This window comes from Salicibibacter halophilus (assembly GCF_006740705.1).
Lineage (GTDB): Bacteria > Bacillota > Bacilli > Bacillales > Marinococcaceae > Salicibibacter > Salicibibacter halophilus.
Map to the genome: position 1 here is coordinate 2,890,548 of NZ_CP035485.1, position 18,511 is coordinate 2,909,058.

12 protein-coding genes are annotated in these 18,511 nt (G+C 48.1%); 11 read left to right on the forward strand and 1 reads right to left on the reverse strand.

Annotation, left to right across the window (positions count from 1 at the left end; genetic code table 11):
* Positions 1-191: 191 nt before the first annotated feature.
* The 3 genes from fdhF to fdhD are packed head-to-tail and all read left to right on the forward strand — an operon-like array spanning position 192 to position 4,593.
* Positions 192-3,143, forward strand: coding sequence for a formate dehydrogenase subunit alpha (fdhF, locus tag EPH95_RS14125; RefSeq protein WP_405127390.1), 2,952 nt, complete (start codon positions 192-194; stop codon positions 3,141-3,143).
* Positions 3,136-3,786 carry a helical membrane plugin domain-containing protein gene (locus EPH95_RS14130; protein WP_142090698.1) on the forward strand — a complete coding sequence of 217 codons (651 nt, stop codon included), beginning with the start codon at positions 3,136-3,138 and terminating at the stop codon, positions 3,784-3,786. Before fdhF ends, EPH95_RS14130 begins: the two co-directional genes overlap by 8 nt.
* Before the next feature lie 6 nt (positions 3,787-3,792).
* On the forward strand, positions 3,793-4,593 hold the full coding sequence (fdhD, locus tag EPH95_RS14135; RefSeq protein WP_142090699.1) for a formate dehydrogenase accessory sulfurtransferase FdhD: 801 nt from the start codon (positions 3,793-3,795) through the stop codon (positions 4,591-4,593).
* A gap of 59 nt (positions 4,594-4,652) precedes the next feature.
* On the opposite strand, the gene EPH95_RS14140 is transcribed toward fdhD, so the two are convergent.
* On the reverse strand, positions 4,653-7,517 hold the full coding sequence (locus EPH95_RS14140) for a gamma-glutamyltransferase (protein WP_160141777.1): 2,865 nt from the start codon (positions 7,515-7,517) through the stop codon (positions 4,653-4,655).
* 479 nt (positions 7,518-7,996) lie between these two features.
* On the opposite strand from EPH95_RS14140, the gene EPH95_RS14145 reads away from it, so the two are divergent.
* The 8 genes from EPH95_RS14145 (at position 7,997) to EPH95_RS18930 (ending at position 18,469) form a co-directional block, all read left to right on the forward strand.
* Positions 7,997-9,967: an N-acyl-D-amino-acid deacylase family protein gene (locus tag EPH95_RS14145; protein ID WP_142090701.1), complete on the forward strand. Its 1,971-nt coding sequence runs from the start codon at positions 7,997-7,999 to the stop codon at positions 9,965-9,967.
* Between the two features lie 44 nt (positions 9,968-10,011).
* Positions 10,012-10,356: a hypothetical protein gene (locus EPH95_RS14150; protein ID WP_142090702.1), complete on the forward strand. Its 345-nt coding sequence runs from the start codon at positions 10,012-10,014 to the stop codon at positions 10,354-10,356.
* Positions 10,357-10,378: 22 nt separating this feature from the next.
* Positions 10,379-10,957, forward strand: coding sequence for a signal peptidase I SipW (sipW, locus tag EPH95_RS14155; RefSeq protein ID WP_142090703.1), 579 nt, complete (start codon positions 10,379-10,381; stop codon positions 10,955-10,957).
* 14 nt (positions 10,958-10,971) lie between these two features.
* Positions 10,972-11,562 (forward strand): TasA family protein, encoded by a 591-nt coding sequence (locus tag EPH95_RS14160; protein WP_142090704.1) that lies wholly within the window; start codon positions 10,972-10,974, stop codon positions 11,560-11,562.
* Positions 11,563-11,591: 29 nt separating this feature from the next.
* Positions 11,592-13,607 carry a gamma-glutamyltransferase gene (ggt, locus tag EPH95_RS14165; protein WP_142090705.1) on the forward strand — a complete coding sequence of 672 codons (2,016 nt, stop codon included), beginning with the start codon at positions 11,592-11,594 and terminating at the stop codon, positions 13,605-13,607.
* Positions 13,608-13,629: 22 nt separating this feature from the next.
* A complete protein-coding gene (locus tag EPH95_RS14170) occupies positions 13,630-15,267 on the forward strand; it encodes a dipeptidase (RefSeq protein WP_142090706.1) in 1,638 nt (545 codons plus the stop codon).
* Between the two features lie 65 nt (positions 15,268-15,332).
* Complete coding sequence (locus tag EPH95_RS14175; protein WP_142090707.1) at positions 15,333-15,923, forward strand: CalY family protein; 591 nt, start codon at positions 15,333-15,335, stop codon at positions 15,921-15,923.
* A gap of 185 nt (positions 15,924-16,108) precedes the next feature.
* Positions 16,109-18,469 carry a M28 family peptidase gene (locus EPH95_RS18930; protein ID WP_160141778.1) on the forward strand — a complete coding sequence of 787 codons (2,361 nt, stop codon included), beginning with the start codon at positions 16,109-16,111 and terminating at the stop codon, positions 18,467-18,469.
* The last annotated feature ends 42 nt before the right edge of the window (positions 18,470-18,511 follow it).

The following is an 18,511-nucleotide window of genomic DNA, read 5'->3' on the forward strand; positions in this document are numbered from 1 at the left end:
AAATGGGAAAATTGAACAAAATGTTACACGAATGTATAGTACCACAAAGTGGTTGAGGTGAAACATCCGATTACAATTAAGGAGTGATTCAGTTTAAATGGGGATGTTGTAGGGTAGTGAAAGGCAGCAGTTGTTTTACACCACTGACAAAAAATGATATATATTAGGAAAAGAATACAGTAAGGAGGTCCATGTTCATGCCTGAAATAAAGGTGAATGGGAAGCACATAAGCGCAAAGGAAAATCAAAGCGTGCTTGATGTATTGACGGAACATGACATTGAAGTGCCAAGCCTGTGTTACCACCCGAGCCTGGGTGCCATTGAAACGTGTGATACTTGTATCGTCAGTGTGAATGGCGACTTAGTGCGATCGTGCTCTGCAAAAGTAAAGGACGGAGACGCTATTGCCACGAACGAAGAGGCACATGAAGCGCAACTGATAGCGATGGACCGTCTTCTCGGCAACCATGAACTATATTGTACGGTATGTGATTACAACAATGGCAACTGCGAGATACATAATGCGGTAAAAGAATTGAGAATGAACCATCAAGAAACACCTTTCAGCTATAAACCGTATGAAGTGGACCGCAATGCTTTTTATCGCTATGATCCGGATCAGTGCATTCTTTGCGGGCGGTGTGTGGAAGCGTGCCAGGATGTGCAAGTCACGGAAACGTTAACGATTGATTGGGAGCGGGAACGTCCGCGTGTCATTTGGGACAAGGATTCCCCGATTGAAGACTCTTCGTGTGTGAATTGCGGCCATTGCTCCACCGTCTGTCCATGTAATGCGATGATGGAAGTCGGCATGGAAGGGGAGGCCGGATTTTTAACCGGGATTAAAGATTCCTCGATGCGTCCGATGATTAATATAACGAAAAATGTAGAAACGGGTTATGAGCAACTCATGACCATTTCCGACATGGAAGCTTCGATGCGGGAAGATCGCATTGAAAAAACGAAAACAGTATGTACGTACTGCGGTGTCGGATGTGCTTTTGATGTTTGGACAAAGGATCGCAAAATCCTTAAAGTCGAGCCGCAAACGGAAGCGCCGGCAAATGGCATTTCCACGTGCGTGAAAGGAAAATTCGGCTGGGACTACGTCAATAGCGAAGAACGCCTGACGAAACCGCTTATCCGCGAAGGCGATGCGTTTCGCGAGGCGGAATGGGAAGAAGCATACGACTTGATCGTGAATAAATTCAAGGAAGAGAAAGAGAAAAACGGGCCCGACTCGCTCGCGTTTATTACATCTTCCAAATGTACAAATGAAGATTCGTATGCCATGCAAAAACTCAGCCGCGCGGTCGTTGGCACAAATAACGTTGACAATTGTTCACGCTATTGCCAGTCCCCGGCGACAATGGGACTTTGGAGAACGGTAGGTTACGGTGGCGACTCCGGTAGTATCACTGATATTGAGAAGGCTGAATTGGTGATTATAACAGGATCGAATACGGCGGAAGCCCATCCGGTGCTTGCCACGCGAGTCAAACGTGCCCAAAAACTTCATGGGCAAAAAGTAATCGTTGCCGATATGCGCAAGCATGAAATGGCCGCTCGCGCCGATCAATTCGTTCAGCCGGCTGGGGGATCAGACCTTGTCTGGATTTCAGCGGTTACTAAATATATCATCGATCAAGGCTGGCATGACCAAGCGTTTTTGAATGAGCATGTTAATGGCTTGGAAGATTATATTAAAAGCCTTGAACCGTATACGCTTGAATATGCCGAAGAAGTTACGGGCTTAACAAAAGAAGAAATGATTGACATCGCGACATCCATTCACAACGCGGAGACGACCTGCTTTCTTTGGGCGATGGGCATCACCCAACACGGCGGTGGTTCCGATACGAGCACAGCAATCTCCAACTTGATGCTCGTCTCCGGGAATTACATGAAACCGGGCGCGGGAACTTATCCATTGCGCGGGCATAACAACGTGCAAGGCGCCAGTGATTTTGGCAGCATGCCCGATCGTTTCCCTGGGTATGAATATGTCACGGACAAAGACGCCCGCGAGCGCTACGAGAAAGGCTGGGGCGTTGATCTTCCTGCCCAACCGGGGCTGAATAACCATGAAATGGTGGATGCCATCCATGACGGAAATCTCAACGTATTATATTTAAAAGGCGAGGATATGGGTATCGTTGATTCCAATGCCAATTATGTGCAATCAGCGTTAGAAAAACTCGATTTCTTCGTCGTCCAAGATCTCTTTTTGTCAAGAACAGCGGAGTTTGCCGATGTTGTGCTCCCGGCTTCCCCGAGCTTTGAAAAAGAGGGCACGTTCACCAATACGGAACGCCGTTTTCAGCGTTTGTATCAAGTGTTCGAGCCACTTGGCGAGTCGAAACCGGATTGGGAAATTATTATGGAGATTGCCAATCGCATGGGTGCAGACTGGAAATTTGAGCATCCCAGCGAGATTATGGACGAAGCCGCCTCCCTCGCCCCGTTGTTTGCAGGTGTCAGGTACGATCGTCTGGAAGGGTATAACAGCCAGCAATGGCCGGTAGCCGAAGACGGCACGGATACGCCGCTTTTGTTCGAAAAAGAGTTTCCATTTCCCGACGGTAAGGCGAGACTCTATCCTGTTGAATGGACAAAGCCGCTTGAGTTTGGCGACGAGTATGACCTCCATGTCAACAATGGACGCTTACTCGAGCACTTCCACGAAGGCAATATGACGTATAAGTCTGAAGGGATTACGAAAAAGACACCAAGTGTGTTCTTGGAGGTCTCACCCGAACTTGCAAAAGAACGCGGACTTGAAGACGGAACGGTAGTGCGTTTAACGTCGCCTTATGGAAACGTCAAAGTCTCTTGTATTGTGACCGATCGCGTAAAAGGCAAAGAAATATACTTGCCGATGAATGACGCCGGTGAAGGGGCTATCAACTACTTGACGAGTAGCCATGCCGATAAGGATACGGATACCCCGGCTTATAAAGAGGTTTCTGCAAAAATGGAAGTTCTTCAACCGAAGGGCGATAGTCCATTGCCGAACATCAATCATCGAAACGGCAATCCACAACCGCAAATCGGGGTAGACGTTGAACAAAAATGGAAGCGCAAAGATTACACCTTCCCGGGTGACCTCGTGAAAGAAAGGAGGTCCCAATTTAATGGCTAAAGCGACCAGAGTCATCCATCGCATGGAACCAAGTGAAGAAGAATTGCGTCAGCGTGATTGGAAAGAAATCGAAAGCGTCCTTCTGGAAAATAAGGAAGTAGTTGCCGATACGTTTGAACTTATGAAGGGGCTACAGGATTGGGAAGTATTCAATACACTAAATGCGCTTCATAGAGAAGGAGACGCGGTTCTTGAGAGACTTGTAACGGCGATGGATAATGCGGATACGACACAATCGATGCAAAATATGCTTCTCATGTTCAGTGTGCTCGGAAAGCTCGATATGGAGGAAGTCGAACCGCTCGTTTTGAAGATGAATACAGCTATTTCCCAAGTGGCTGAATACGAACATTATGGAAAAGAAGGCGGCGGGTATCCCGCCCTCCTTCGCTCCATGAAAGATCCGGAAGTGATTGAAGGTATGAACGTGCTTATGACATTCCTCAAGGGATTCGGGGCCAATCAGGAACATAGGGAAAAATTGGAGGATCGAGACGCCAAGCTTCAACACGAGTCGGAAAAAGCAGTGGCCGGAACCCGTGTGTCCCGTCGTTCGACTTCTTCATCCAACAAATGGTATGTTGCCGTAGCGGGCGTATCTTTGCTTGCATTGCCTTTTATTTTCAAAAAGCAAGGATCGTGATGGGAAATGACAGGGAAGACGCAAATTTCTCATCCTATCTTGCGTTATGAAAATGGAAGTGCTGAATGGAAAGAAGACATCGTTGCCGCCGAATATCCCGTAACGATAAAAATAAACGGGGAAGAGTTTGTGACGATGGTATGTACCCCTGACTATATCGAGGATATGGCGATCGGATACCTAGCCTCGGAAGGGGTCATTGCTCGTTTTAACGAGGTAAAAGAACTGCGAGCCGACGATAATAACGGTTATGTTCATGTGACATTGACGAAAAAAATCGATCACCTGCACCAACAAATGCAAAACAAACGCTACATTACGTCTTGTTGCGGGATGAGCCGTCAAAGCTTCGTCTTTGCCGCTGATGTGAAAACAACGAAGACAATGCGAACGAGGGAAGTGGCTGTCTCTCCGGACGATTGTTTTCGTCTCATGGAAGAAATGCAACAATCAGCGGAAACGTTCCAAGAAACCGGCGGCGTCCATAATGCCGCCTTATGCACGCTCGATCGTATTGTTTTGATGCGCGTGGATATCGGCAGGCATAACGCTCTCGATAAAATCTACGGGTACTGCTTGAAACACGGCATCTCTTTGCAAGATAAGATTATCGTTTTCAGCGGCCGGCTTTCGTCGGAAATTCTTTTGAAAGTGGCGAAGATCGGCTGCGAAGTTGTTCTTTCCAAGTCGGCCCCGACTGAACGCGCTCTGGAACTGGCCGAAGATTTGGAGATTACAAGCATCGGTTTTATTCGGAGCGGTTCGTTGAACGTGTATACGGTGCCGGAACGCGTGGCGCTGCCATGAACGGAATTAGGGTTTGGCTGATAAAACCCCGGGGCATGTTCCGTCCCCGGGGGTTTAACTTATTCCCACTCTTCGATCAATGCCTCTGCTTTTCCCTGCAGGGTGTCGTAGGCATCATCTGAAATCCATTCATTTGCTTGCTGTTGGTCGAGCAAATCATTGAATCCGGCCATATGGTTGATGACTTTTTCCGCTTCTTCCTCGGCTTCGAAGTGAGCGACGGATGTCAGATGCACCTCAAGGGAGCGGACGGCATCCTCGTTTTCGAATTCGCCTTCTTCGGCCAAAGTCTCTACTGAGCGCTTCATCTCGTCGGCGCTCATTTCTTCCTCTTCCATTTCACTTTCCACGAGGGCGCTTCCCCCACCGCGGCGGTCAGGTTCGGCGGCCGCGGTGACCTCCCCATTTTCTAAAAATTCAATGCCAACCGCAGCTCCGATGCCTTGCTCGTTCGTATTAGCCGTAAAGAGATGGCCCATATCCTCCAGTTCTTCAATATGTTGCTCGGTTTCGGCATCCATATAGTTTTCCTCATACTCAGCCATTGCGTCAAAGTTGTTCCGTTGGGATAACCGGGACTGTTCAATTGCTTCCGGTAGCGGCGTGTCAAAATCCAAGTTGTTCATCATGATTTGGGAGACGGTCGTTAAAATCGAATCATTTCCCGGAGCGCCTGCCGTCAGAACAGGCGTTTCGTCTTCCATGACCAGGGTCGGGGCCATGCTGCTCAAGGAGCGCATCTCCGGGCGCGGATAGTTCGGATGCGAAGGGGTTTCGGTTGGTGTTCGTCCGTACACGGCGTTATTTAGCAAAAAGCCATAGCCGGGCACGACCATTCCATTGCCGCCGATGGATACAATCGTTGATGTGTAACTTACGACGTTGCCTTCGTCATCGCTCGCGGCCAGGTGAATCGTCGATTCATCGACAATGTCCGCTTCGTCTTTTATACGCTTTTCTTCATCCGCTTGTACCCCTTGAGTCTCTTCTTCTATAGACGTGGTTTCAGCCGGCGGGTTTGCGTCATCCATGACGTTCGTTTGGCTGGGCCCCGCAAGTGCCTCACTATTTTCATTTACGGGCTCGACTTCGATGTGATCAAAGGAAAACGTTTGCGTTTGTTCGTAATCAAAATTAATCACGCTCATCATCAAACGGCCGAGGAGGTCTTCCAATTGGTCGTTTTCCGCTAACTCATGGACGGCTAACCATTCCCCGGGCTCCTCTTCATCAGATTCCCAGGCGCTTACTTTAAGCTTGTTATTTTCAACTTGGAAACGCAAGTCGTGCCAATCCGTTTCAATAGGATAATCGATGCGTTCGAGGCTTGCCAATTCGCCGTCAATGACACGCTGCAGCACGAGTTCCTCTGTTTCGGTGTTGATTTCCAGCCCGTAGCCGTTACTCGGAACGCTGCTGCCTGACTGCCAAACATCGCCGTTCAACCATAATCGCAAGCGTTGGTCGTAACCTTCTTCATCGGCGCGCACACGCAAGTTCACCTCATTATCTTCTACAGCCTCCATATTGGCAGCTGCCCGTCCGTACGCGCTTCCTCTGTCTTCTTTTCGTTCACTTAAGTCAATTTTCCCGGTTTCATCGTCAATCGTAAAGTTTGCATCAAATGGATGGCTTTCCGGGCCAGTATCGATTCTGTGAAATTTTCTGGGGTCCCATTCAGCGCTATCTTCTTCAACAAAATCATAGAAGAAGTCCTCGTCATCGTCCAGCCAGGGATTTCCGGGGGGCACCTGGCCAATTGATGCGCGCTCCGAATCAATATTCGTGATCCGCTCTTCGGTATACGCATCGGAAAGCAACTCATCGACGGGGACTTCCGTGTGCGCGGGGTCACCGATATATTCCCGCCGATCGGCAAACGCATACCGGCTCGCTTCCATAAAGTGATGCCACGCCTCGGTGCTTGACATATTTTCGATCTCATAATGCTCCAGTATATTAAACGTTTGCCCCACCGTGAGGCCGCCGCTGGAAGAAGGGGGCATCCCATAGATGTCGTAGTCATGATAATCGGTGTGGATTGCCTCACTCGTTACCGTTTTATAGTTTGAAAAATCCTCCATTGTGACATCGCCTTCCAGCATACCAAATTCCGTAAGCCATTCGTCGCTTACGGATTCAAAGTCCGGGTGGTCCACGACCGGTGGATCATTAATCGTGTCGACCATAGCCTCGGCGATTTCTCCTTCATAAAAAACTTCGCTTCCTTCTTCGGCCAGCAATTGATAAGTATGGGCCATATCTGGGTTTTGGATTACATCTCCGGTTTCCGGTGCAGAACCATCTTCATTGAGATAAATGTCTCTCGTAGACGTAAATAGATCAAAGCGTTCCTGATTTTCCATCGTTTCCCGCACAAAATTTTCATCCGAGACGAAACCATCTTCGGCTACTTCAATCGCGGGTTGCAACACTTCCGCAAATGTCATCGTTCCGTAATCTTCCAAGGCGATTTCCCAATTTTTTACCGTCCCGGGAACGGAAAAGGATTTGCCGCTTGAGATTCTCATAGCCGATGGAAAAACCTCGCCTGTGTCCGGATGGATGTACGTTTCATCATCGAAGGATTCCGGAGTGACAGAGCGACTGTCGATGGCAATCGGTTCGTCTTCTTCCGCCAAATGGATAAGCATCATGCCGCCCCCGCCAATGCCACCGGAGTAGGGCCTTGTCACCCCTTGCGCTGCAGCAACGGCGATAGCTGCGTCAACGGCATTGCCGCCTTGTTCAAGGATCGCCATCCCGGCTTCGGAGGCATGTACATCTTCGGAGACTACCGCCCCGCCGTAGCCGGTCACGTGCGAATTGGCAGCACCGGATTCCGCTGCCTGGATCGCAGGGACGAACATGGAGGCGATGAGCATAGCGCCAATCGAGGATGTGGCGAATGTAGCCTTCTTCATTCGATCTCTCCTTTTTGGAATATACATTATTTTCAATTATTTTACAGAAAAATAGCAGATTTAAAAATAGTCATATCCTCCTTTTTTAGGAAAATCTATGAAATTATGTGTTATAAAATGGGAAAACCCTCCAGATCAATAGACTTGTAAAAAAATAAAAATAGAAAAAAGTAATCAAGAACCATTAATATTTTATCGTTATTGAGCAAAAAGTTTTAAAATTTAAACCATGCCTACTGTTAATATATAGGAAATACAAATCATAAATAGTTATTAATAAAATGAACAATAAATATATAATCTAAAATTATTTCTGCATTTGTATTTCTAGTGGTAATATTTTGTATAAATATCTTAAAAAATTCCAATAAGCTGTAAAATTTGATAAGTTATAGTAAAAATGGAAATAAAAATTTTAACCGCCATTGAGACAGTGTTAAGAATGAGGGCTAAAAAAAACAAGGGAGGATCTGCGTGATATGTGGAAACGAACTTTAATCGCTTCTTTCACGGCACTTTTTGTAGGCGGCTCTGTACTGGGAATGGAAAACGACAATCAAAGCGATGCCCAGGAAAATGATTTCGACACGATTATTCGTAACGGAACGGTTGTGGACGGGACAGGAAAATCAAGTTATGAGGCTGATGTGGGGATAAATGGTGATTATATTTACAAAATTGGCAATTTAGAAGATTATTCTGCTCAAAACGAAGTAGACGTGGATGGCAATATCGTCGCACCGGGATTTATTGATATTCACAGCCATGCCGATCTTGAAGCGTTGCAAACGGCAACCAGCGCGTTAACCCAAGGGGTGACCACCGAAATATTAAGCCCGGATGGCGGGGGTCCCGTCGATGTGACGGAACGATATGAACTGGAAGATGACGGGCTGACGATTAATATCGGCACGTACATTGGATTTAATTCTGTTTGGGCAGAGGTTGTCGGTGAAGAGGACCGTGATGCGACGGAGGAAGAAATTGAAGCGATGCAAGGATTGGTGGAAGCTGCACTCGAAGAAGGGGCCTTTGGTGTTTCGGCAGGTCTTTTTTACACCCCTGCAAATTATGCCGACACGGAAGAAGTCATAGACGTCGTTGAGGTTGCGGATAAATGGCGAACGAACTTTCCGCACCACATTCGTGATGAAATGGATGATGTCGTAGAAGCGACCGAAGAGACGATTGAAATTGGCGAGGAAGCGGGACTCGTTCCAGTCATCACGCACATGAAAGTGATGGGAGCCGATAACTGGGGAGCCTCCGAAGAGACCGTCGGCCTCATTGAAGATGCCATAGATCGTGGAACGTATGCGGCAGCCGACGTCTATCCGTATTTGGCCAGTCAAACGGGATTGACGGCGCTTGTTCCGGCATGGGTAGAGGATGGCGGTTTTGACGCGATGCTGGATCGTTTTGCCGACCCCGAATTACGCCCGCAAATTGAAGACGAGATTGAAGACGTCATGACGAGCCGGGTGGAAACCGCGGAAGATGTTTATTTTCCCGGGGAAGATGAGACCTTGGCAGATGCCGCCGAGGCGGAAGACGTAAGCCCCGGGGAAGCGACGATGCGAATCTTGGAAGACCAAGGCAGTTTGACGACGATCTATCATTTTGGAGATGAAGAGGATTATGAAAGAATCCTCCAAAACCCAACAACGGCCGTTGCTTCAGATGGAGGTGCCACATATTCGGATAGCATCCACCCTCGCCGCTATGGTTCGCAACCGCGGGTGCTCGGGGAAGATGTTCGTGAAGAAGGGTTGCTAAGCCTTGAAGAAGCGGTGCAGAAAATGACGGGATTACCGGCCACGATTATTGGGATGACCGATCGCGGTTTCATCGCCGAGGGCATGGCAGCTGACATTACCGTGTTCGACCCCGATACAGTGACCGACCATGCCGAATTTGAAGATCCGAAACAATATGCGGAGGGCATCGAGCACGTGCTTGTCAACGGCGAGTTCGCCTTGGAAGACGGGGAAACGACCGATGCTCAACTCGGCGAAGCGTTACAGCGAACAGGGAATATGCCGAGTCGGCCGATGAGTGTTGATCAGGATGTAAGCATCGAAGGAGCAGGAACGTTAAGCGCTGTTGATACAGAATCTGCACATGAAGAAGTAGCGATTGCAGTTGAACAAGGGGCGAATGACCAGGCAGCCACAGGCTTTTTCCGCTTCAGCCATGAGGATATGGACATCGAGCTGGAAGCTGAGGAAGTTGGCCAACTTCAAGCAAAAGAAGGATGGGCCAGTTTTACCGGACAAGGAACATTCGAAGCAGGGGAAGAGGGAACATTCCAAGTCATTATCGAAGAAAATGACCCCATGCTCGCTGAAGAACGAGCGACGGTCACGGTCTATATCGAAGATGAACTGGAATACCAGGGAACACTTTCCCCGCACCAAATGAAAGTAGAAATGGGACAAGCCGAAGGGTGATGACATCATCTGAACAGACTGCATGAACGGAAAGGAGGCAGATAATGCAAAAGTTCCGACTCAAAACCATTAAGTTAAGCATTCCCTTTCAATTTTTCGCAATCTCCTATTTAATCATTTGCCTTGGTGTTTTCATTTCTTCACCGACCTCTGCTTCTTTCCAGGACGAGGAATCCTTGGAAGGCAATCTATCAACCGCTGATTCATTCGAAGAAGAAGGCGAAGCGGATGAAGTCGAGGACACCGAGCAAGAGACCGACGAAGAAAAAGAATCAGGGAATGAAGACGATGAGAAACAGGAGAAAGAAGCGGAAGCGGAGACCGAAGATGAGTCGTCTGATAACGAAGATGCAGAGGAAGAGGATGGCGAAGACAATAGCGGTAATTAGAAAAAATTCGAGGTGAACCCCAATGTGGCGAGCAATCAAGAAGACCATCAGCGGCTTGACATCTTTTCTATTGTTTACGTTACTGATTGTCACCTTATTTGCCGTAATTTCCACACAGGCGGCTGACGGAGAGCCTAATGTTTTTGGCTATGAAATTAAAACGGTGTTGTCCGGATCCATGGAACCGGAAATCCAAACCGGTTCGATTATTTCCATTCAACCGACCGATAACCCCGCCCAATATGAAGCAGGGGATGTAATCACATACACCAACCCCGATGATAATCTCGTCACACATAGAGTCCATGAAGTGGAAAACGGCGGTGAGCAGTATATTACCAAAGGGGATAACAACAACTCGACCGATTCGGAACCAGTCCTTGCTGAAGATGTAGTCGGCGAGTACACAGGATTTACTGTTCCATATGTTGGCTATGCGATAGTATTTGCGACCTCCGACCAAGGCGCTTTTCTATTATTGATTGTACCGGGGGTCTTGTTGCTTATGTACTCTGCTTTCACCATCGGGCGGGCGTTGCGGCAAATTGATGCTCCGCATAAAGAACAGAAGGCTCGAGAAAACGATCTCAATCAAAATTAAAAGGAGGATTCGAAATGGGAATCAAACAACAGCTTGGGCTTGGCGTGGGAACTGCAGTGCTCGGATTAACATTAATCGGAGGCGGAACGTTTGCATATTTCAGTGACAGTTCCGAAACGAACAATACGTTTGCGGCGGGGACACTAAGCTTGGATGCTGAACCGACGGAAGTGATCGACGTTGATAATCTGAAACCCGGGGATTCCATGATTCGAGACTTCGAACTCCAAAACAACGGATCTATTGATATTGATACGGTAACGTTGGAAACCGATTATACAGTCATTGACGCGGAAGGAGATAACACGGAAGATTTCGGTGATTTTATCGAGGTGGAATTTCTTTATAACGCCGATAATCTGGATGAAGTGATCTTTGAAACGACACTGAGCGAACTACAGGATATGGAACCGGAAGCGATTAGCGAGCATATCTTCTATCCGGACCTGGGCGATGACGGATTGCCGGTGGACGAATCTCATGATCTCGTCGTCAAATTCAATTTCGTCAGTGATGTGGAAGAGAATTTGAATCAATTCCAAGGAGATGCTTTAGAGCTTGAATGGACATTTGTTGGCACACAGGCCGATGGTGAAGAGATATAAAAAATATCGGTAAAAGGGGGAGGAATTCGATGTTGAAAGGCAAGCGTTGGCGCCAGGGGACGGCGGCCTTGGCCTCCGCAATGTTGGTTACGTCCACATGGCTTACAGGCCTTGGTGCTGAAAACACAGCAGCAGCGGAAGATGAGCTGGTTGATGTCGGCGAAGACGGCATGGTGTCCACATCCCATGTCCTCGCATCTGAAGTGGGAGCGGAGGTGCTTGAAAGAAACGGGAACGCCGTTGATGCAGCGATCGCTATTCACTTTGCACTGAATGTTGTGGAACCGATGATGTCAGGCATCGGCGGCGGTGGTTTCATGATGGTCTACGATGCCGAAGAAGATGAAACGAGCATCGTCAACAGCCGTGAACGAGCGCCGGCCGGAGCGGAACCGGATATGTTTTTGGATGAAGACGGCAATGAAATTCCATTCCAAGAAAGAGTGACCAGTGGTGATTCCGTGGGTGTGCCCGGTACTTTGGACGGATTAATGCAGGCTCATGAAGAATGGGGAACCGCAGACTTTGACTCATTGTTGGACCCGGGCATTGAGTTGGCTGCTGACGGTTTTGATATCGATTCCCAGCTAGCAGGAGCGATTGAAAGCAACCAGGATAAATTGTCGGAAAGCGCGGCCGAGGATGTTTTTTTACCTGAAGGAGAGCCTTTGCAGGAAGGGGATCACCTAGTCCAGGAAGACTTGGCTGACACAATGGAAATGATTCAAAGCGAAGGAATGGATGTTTTTTACAACGGTGAGGTTGGACAAGCCATCGCCGATACCGTTCAAGATTTCGGTGGCAGCATGACGTTGGATGATCTCGGCAATTATTCAGCAGAAATGGATGAGCCGGTTTGGGGATCGTATCAAGGCTATGATATCGCGAGCATGCCGCCGCCAAGTTCCGGCGGTCTAACACTCTTGCAAATGCTCGCGCTTTTGGATGATTTTGATATCGGTCAATACGATACGCAAGATTCCGAACGCTACCATCTGTTGACGGAAACGATGCGGCTCGCTTACGCAGACCGTGGTGAATATATGGGAGACCCGGAATTCGTGGACGTTCCTTTCAACGGTTTGTTGGATCCTGATTACATCGAGGATCGTCGGGATTTGATTGATCCCGAAGCAGTAAATGAAGAGGTGGAACCCGGAGATCCATGGGCGTATGAGGACGGGGAACCCGGAGATCCGTCTGGTCCATTGGAAGAGCAAGATGAATCGGGTGAAACGACACACTTTACCGTCACCGACCAGTGGGGCAACATGGTTAGTTACACGAGCACGATCGAGCAAGTATTCGGTTCAGGCATCATGGTTCCGGATTACGGAATTATGCTGAACAACGAACTGACGGATTTTGACGCGACACCCGGCGGTGCGAATGAAGTACAACCGAATAAACGGCCTTTGAGCAGTATGACGCCAACGATCGTGTTTGAAGACGGGGAGCCTTATATGAGTGCCGGGTCACCGGGAGGCACACGGATCATTAACGCGGTGTTTCAAGTGGTGAATCATGTGCTGGACCATGAGATGAGTTTACAAGAGGCGATTGATGAACCGCGGATTCACAGCATGGACTATCCGGCGATCGATTGGGAGGAAGGCATTCCGCAAGAAGCTCGCGATCAATTGGAAGAAATGGGGCATGAATTTGCCGAAAGTTCCGGCGGAATCGGAAATGTGCAAAGCATTTTGGTTGATCATGAAGAAGGAACTTTTGAAGGTGTCGCGGATGATAATCGAGAAGGAGCGGCGATTGGCTTCACTTTGGATAGCGTTTCCATGATGAATCTCGTGGAACGTTTGGAAGAGGAGGGCGAATTTGAAGACGAGGAAGCCCCCCATGCCTTGGATCTACATTTAACGTCGATCAATCATTATGAAAATCAAGGAGACTTTGAAAAAGCCGCCGATCATATGGAAGGCTTCCATGACTTGTTGGATCATCAACAAGATGAAGGGGTCATCTCCGAGGAAGCGTTTAACATTCTTCAAGCTCAAGCGGATCGCTTGATTGAAAAACTACAGGGATAACCTTAATAAAAGGGGGGTAACCATGGGAAAAAAAGTCGTTTGTTTGGCTGCAAGTACTCTGCTGATTTTTTCGGCATTTCCGGCTAAATCTTCTGCGGATGAACCGGATATCCACTTTGATTCTACCGTTGTAGATAGCCATATTGACACGTATATGCACGCGTTAGACGAAACGACTTGGCTTCCCGATACCGATATCGGGGAGGAAACGCCTTTTGATTTTGATATTCCGAAAGGGCAAGAAGGCGGATTGGACGTTCCGTACATGGCGGCCTATACACCTGGATACTATGAAAATACGCCTCGCAGCATCAGTGAAACGTTAGCAAAGATCAATGCAGTTTATTGGACGGAAGACAACAACCCGGATGATTGGATGGTCACCTCTTCATATGACGACATCAAACAAGCGGTAACGGAAGGTCAAATCGCTGCCGTTCCAACGATTGAGGGCGGGTATTCAATGGAAGAAGAGAACGCGATTGAGCTCTTGCACCAATACGATGATTTGGGTGTGAAAGCACTCGGCTATACGTGGAATACTTCCAACGCCCTAGGTGAAGGAGCGGACCGAGTCTATAACGATCCGGATGAAACGCCATCGGATGGCGGCTTAACGGAACTGGGCGAGGAAGTTACCAAGGAAATGAATGACCTTGGCATGATGATTGACGTCTCCCACATGGCAAGAACAACGTTTTGGGACGTCATCGAAGCCTCGGATGATCCGGTTATTGCCAGCCATTCGGGGACAAATGAATTGCTTGACCATCAACGTAATCTTACCGATGAACAGATGGAAGCGTTGGCCGATAACGGAGGTGTGTTAGGCGTTGTCTTTTATCCTGTATTTTTAACCGAGGATTCGGAAGGGTACGTGGACGACGTTGTTGACCATATCGATCACGCTGTTGACGTGATGGGCATTGATCACGTCGCGTTAGGCTCGGATTTTGATGGCGCGGCAATGCCGGAAGATCTTCAGGATGCGTCGGAATTAAACAAAATCACAGAAGAACTTGAGAATCGAGACTACTCAGATGAGGATATCGAGAAAATATTAGGCCAAAACCACTTGCGAGTGTTGGAAGAAGTTGAGCAGGAGGAAGAAACTGTCGACACGGACCTAAATCTAACGCCTTCTATTGAGATGGGCGGCCAAGTGGATGATAACACACCTGTCTTGGAAGCAGACGTGGAAGGGGAAGCAGCGAATGAAAGCAGCTACCGTACCGTCGTCGATGGAATTGAATATGAGCCTCAGTTTGACGAAGAAACATCGACGGTTTCTTTGGAAATGGACGAACCGTTAAAAGAACGTTTCCATGTGGTCACCTTTGAAGCGGAAACCGAAAACGGTGAAACGGAAAGGGAAACGACCATCTTCTACGTCGATGCAACTGTAGACAATATGCAAGCGATAGTCGAGCAGTTTGAAGATGAAGGGGAATTCGAAAACGAGCAAACGGTTCAAACACTGGACCGCCATTTGACGGCAATCGGTCATTATAACGATCAAGGTGTAGAGGAGAAAGCAACCCAACACATGGAAAGCTTGCAAGATTTGCTGGATCATGAGCACGAACAAGCGTTAATCACCGAACACGCATATAGCGTGCTCACGAATGAAGCTGATGTGCTTATTGACGAATGGCAATAAAAATTACGGTGGTATCGCCTTTAGACGGCGTTCACATATCAAAATTTTAAAGGGAGGATCTTAAAATGGGGATTAAAAAACAGCTGGGCATGGGTGTGACGACCGCGGTTCTCGGGTTGACATTGGTTGGAGGAGGCACATTCGCATATTTTAGCGACAGTGCCGAAACGAACAATACATTTGCGGCCGGAACGTTGGATTTATCCGCAGAACCGACAGAAATCATTGATGTGGACAACTTGCAGCCCGGAGACACGATGATTCGCGATTTTGAGCTCCAAAATAACGGATCGTTGGATATTGATAACGTGACGCTCGAAACTGACTACACGGTCATTGATGCGGAAGGGGACAATACGGCGGATTTTGGAGAATTTATAGAGGTGGAATTCTTATATAACGCCGATAACCTGGATGAGGTTATTTACCAAACAACGCTAAGTGAACTTCAGGACATGGAACCGGAAGCGATTAGCGAGCATGTGTTTTATCCCGAACTTGGAGATGACGGCTTGCCGGTCGACGAGTCCCACGACCTTGTCGTTCAATTCAACTTCGTCGGTGACGTGGAAGAAGACTTGAATCAATTCCAGGGAGATTCTTTAGAACTTGAATGGACATTTACAGGTACGCAAACCGAAGGGGAAGAAAGATAAAGGACAACGAAGAGCTGTACCATATTTGGGCAGCTCTTTTTCGAAAATATGAAGATTATTGAGAAGGATTAACGATATATGACACTGACTGAAATCAGGGGTGGCTTAACAGAGCAGTTTTCCCTTTCGCTAAACTTTGTCTAGTTCCTATTAATTTATGAAATCAAATTTTTAGGAGGATTTCTATGAAGAAACATGCGTATTGGATGATAGGTTCTGCCTTATTGCTTATCGCTAGTCCGATGGCAGGGGTTTCGGCACAGGAAAATGAGGAGCCTCCCACGACCGGGTTTGAAGATAGCGATGGAGAAGAATGGACGAGCCATGAGGATGAATTGGAATTTTTGGAAGAAGTGGCGGATCAATCGGACCGGATGGAGTTTTCCGAAATTGGGACTTCCGTTGAAGATCGTCCATTGCACTTAGTGCAAGTCGGTGATTCGGTTCCGCCCGCAGATGATGATATTGTTGAAGAGCGAAATATGCTTGTGATCGGCTCACAGCATGGAAACGAACCGGCTGGCCGAGAGATGGCATTGCAAATGCTTCGGGATTTGGCATTTTCCGATGAATCGGATGTGGAAGAGCAGTTGAGTGAGGCTACAATCATGTTCATTCCATCAGCAAATCCGGACGGCAGAGAGGCTGATACACGGGAAAATGCGAATGAAGTAGATATCAATCGGGACCACCTAAACCTTGAGGAGCCGGAGGGACAAGCGCTTGGAGAGGTTTTGGAGGAATTTTCCCCTGATATTACAGTCGATGCGCATGAAAGGCCTACTGCAACCGGAGATCCGGATATGGAAATGTTGTGGCCGCGCAACCTTAATGTGGAAGAAGACCTTCGTGACTTAAACCAAGAGATGGTGGAAGAATACCTGTTTCCTGATGTGGAAGATGCCGGATTTTCTACCGGTTTGTACGGTACGCCCGGTGGAGCCGGTGGCGGTGATGAGCGGATCTCCCGAAATGTTTTAGGTCTTCGGCATGGGTTGGGTCTGTTGACAGAAACCGCAGGTGAGCAAGAGCCGGAATATCGGGTGGACGCTCAGATGGAAACGGTCGAGGCAACGTTGGATTTTTACAGTGAACGGATCGATGACATAGCTACTGCCGTTGATGAGGCACCCGAACGTAAAGCGGAGGATGGGGAAGAACAAGCCGAACCGTTCTATCTTGATGGAGCGGACAACTGGGAACCGACAGAAATGTTGGACCCGCACGCATGCGGCTATATGCTCCATACCTCTCAAGCTGAAGACATCGACCGACATATTGACGCTTTTTCGCTGGAAACGGAAGAAGTGGGTGAACATGGTGTTTTTGTCCCCATGGGTCAGTCAATGATGACCGTTGTTCCCTTTTTGATGGATGGAGAGGCGACGTATAACGAAGTGAGCGCTATGGCGTTGGAGGATTGTGCCGAGCCCAAAGTGACGGCTTCCGGCTTGCAAACGCTCGTTGGACAATTTGACGAAGATGATGAGTTCGAAGGGGACGATGCCTCTCACGATTTGGACATTCATTTGGAAGCCGTAAGCCATTATGAAAACCAGGAAGAAACCGAAAAAGTTGTGGAACATATGGGCGGATTTCATGATTTGCTCAACAACCAGCAAGACAATGAAGAAATTTCCGAAGACGCTTACCATATTTTATCTACGTTTGCGGACGATCTAATCGCAAACTATGAAACCACGTCTTTTGACGCTGACCGTGCCATGGATCATGTCGAGCATTTAAGCGTGGACATAGGGCCGCGGGTGGCCGGCACGGATGAAGAAGCAGAAGCTGCCGATTATATCGAAGATGAATTCGAAAGCCTCGGGTATGAAACGTCTACCCACGAATTCGAGATCGACGACGGTGACGACTCACAGAATGTGATCGCGGTGAAAGAAGCGGAAGGTGTGGAAGATCCGGAAATTGTCTACCTCACTGCACACTATGACAGCGTTCCGGAATCCCCCGGTGCGAATGATAATGCCTCGGGCACGGGAAGCATTATAGAAATGGCCCGGATTATGCAAGATACACCGTCGGATAAGGAGGTTCGATTTGTAGCTCTTGGTGCTGAAGAGATCGGTTTGGTCGGGGCATATGAATATGTCGACGAATTATCGGATGACGAGCTTGAACGTAGTGAAGCCACCTATAATTTGGACATGGTAGGTACTGATTGGGATCCGGCTTCCCAACTTCATGTTAGCACCGTTGATGGTGATTCGAATGACGTATGGGACTCTGTAGATGCAGCCGCTGATCGATTGGGCTATGACGACGACGATCAAACATTGCACCAATTAGGCAGATCGGATCACGTTCCTTTCCACGAAGCAGGCATTGATGCCGCGCTCTTTATCTGGATGGAACCGGGGACGGAACCCGGGGATGCCGGCTTAGAGCCTTGGTACCACACACCTGACGACACCATTGACCGTGTGAGCCCGGAAAAAATACAACATGTTGGAGATTTGATTGATGAAGCGGTTTCTGATCTTGTCAGCGAAGAAGAATCATCCTCAACAGACGAAGCAGCCTAGCACTTTTGCTTGAAAGTGCCAGAATATCACCATAAAGTGCCA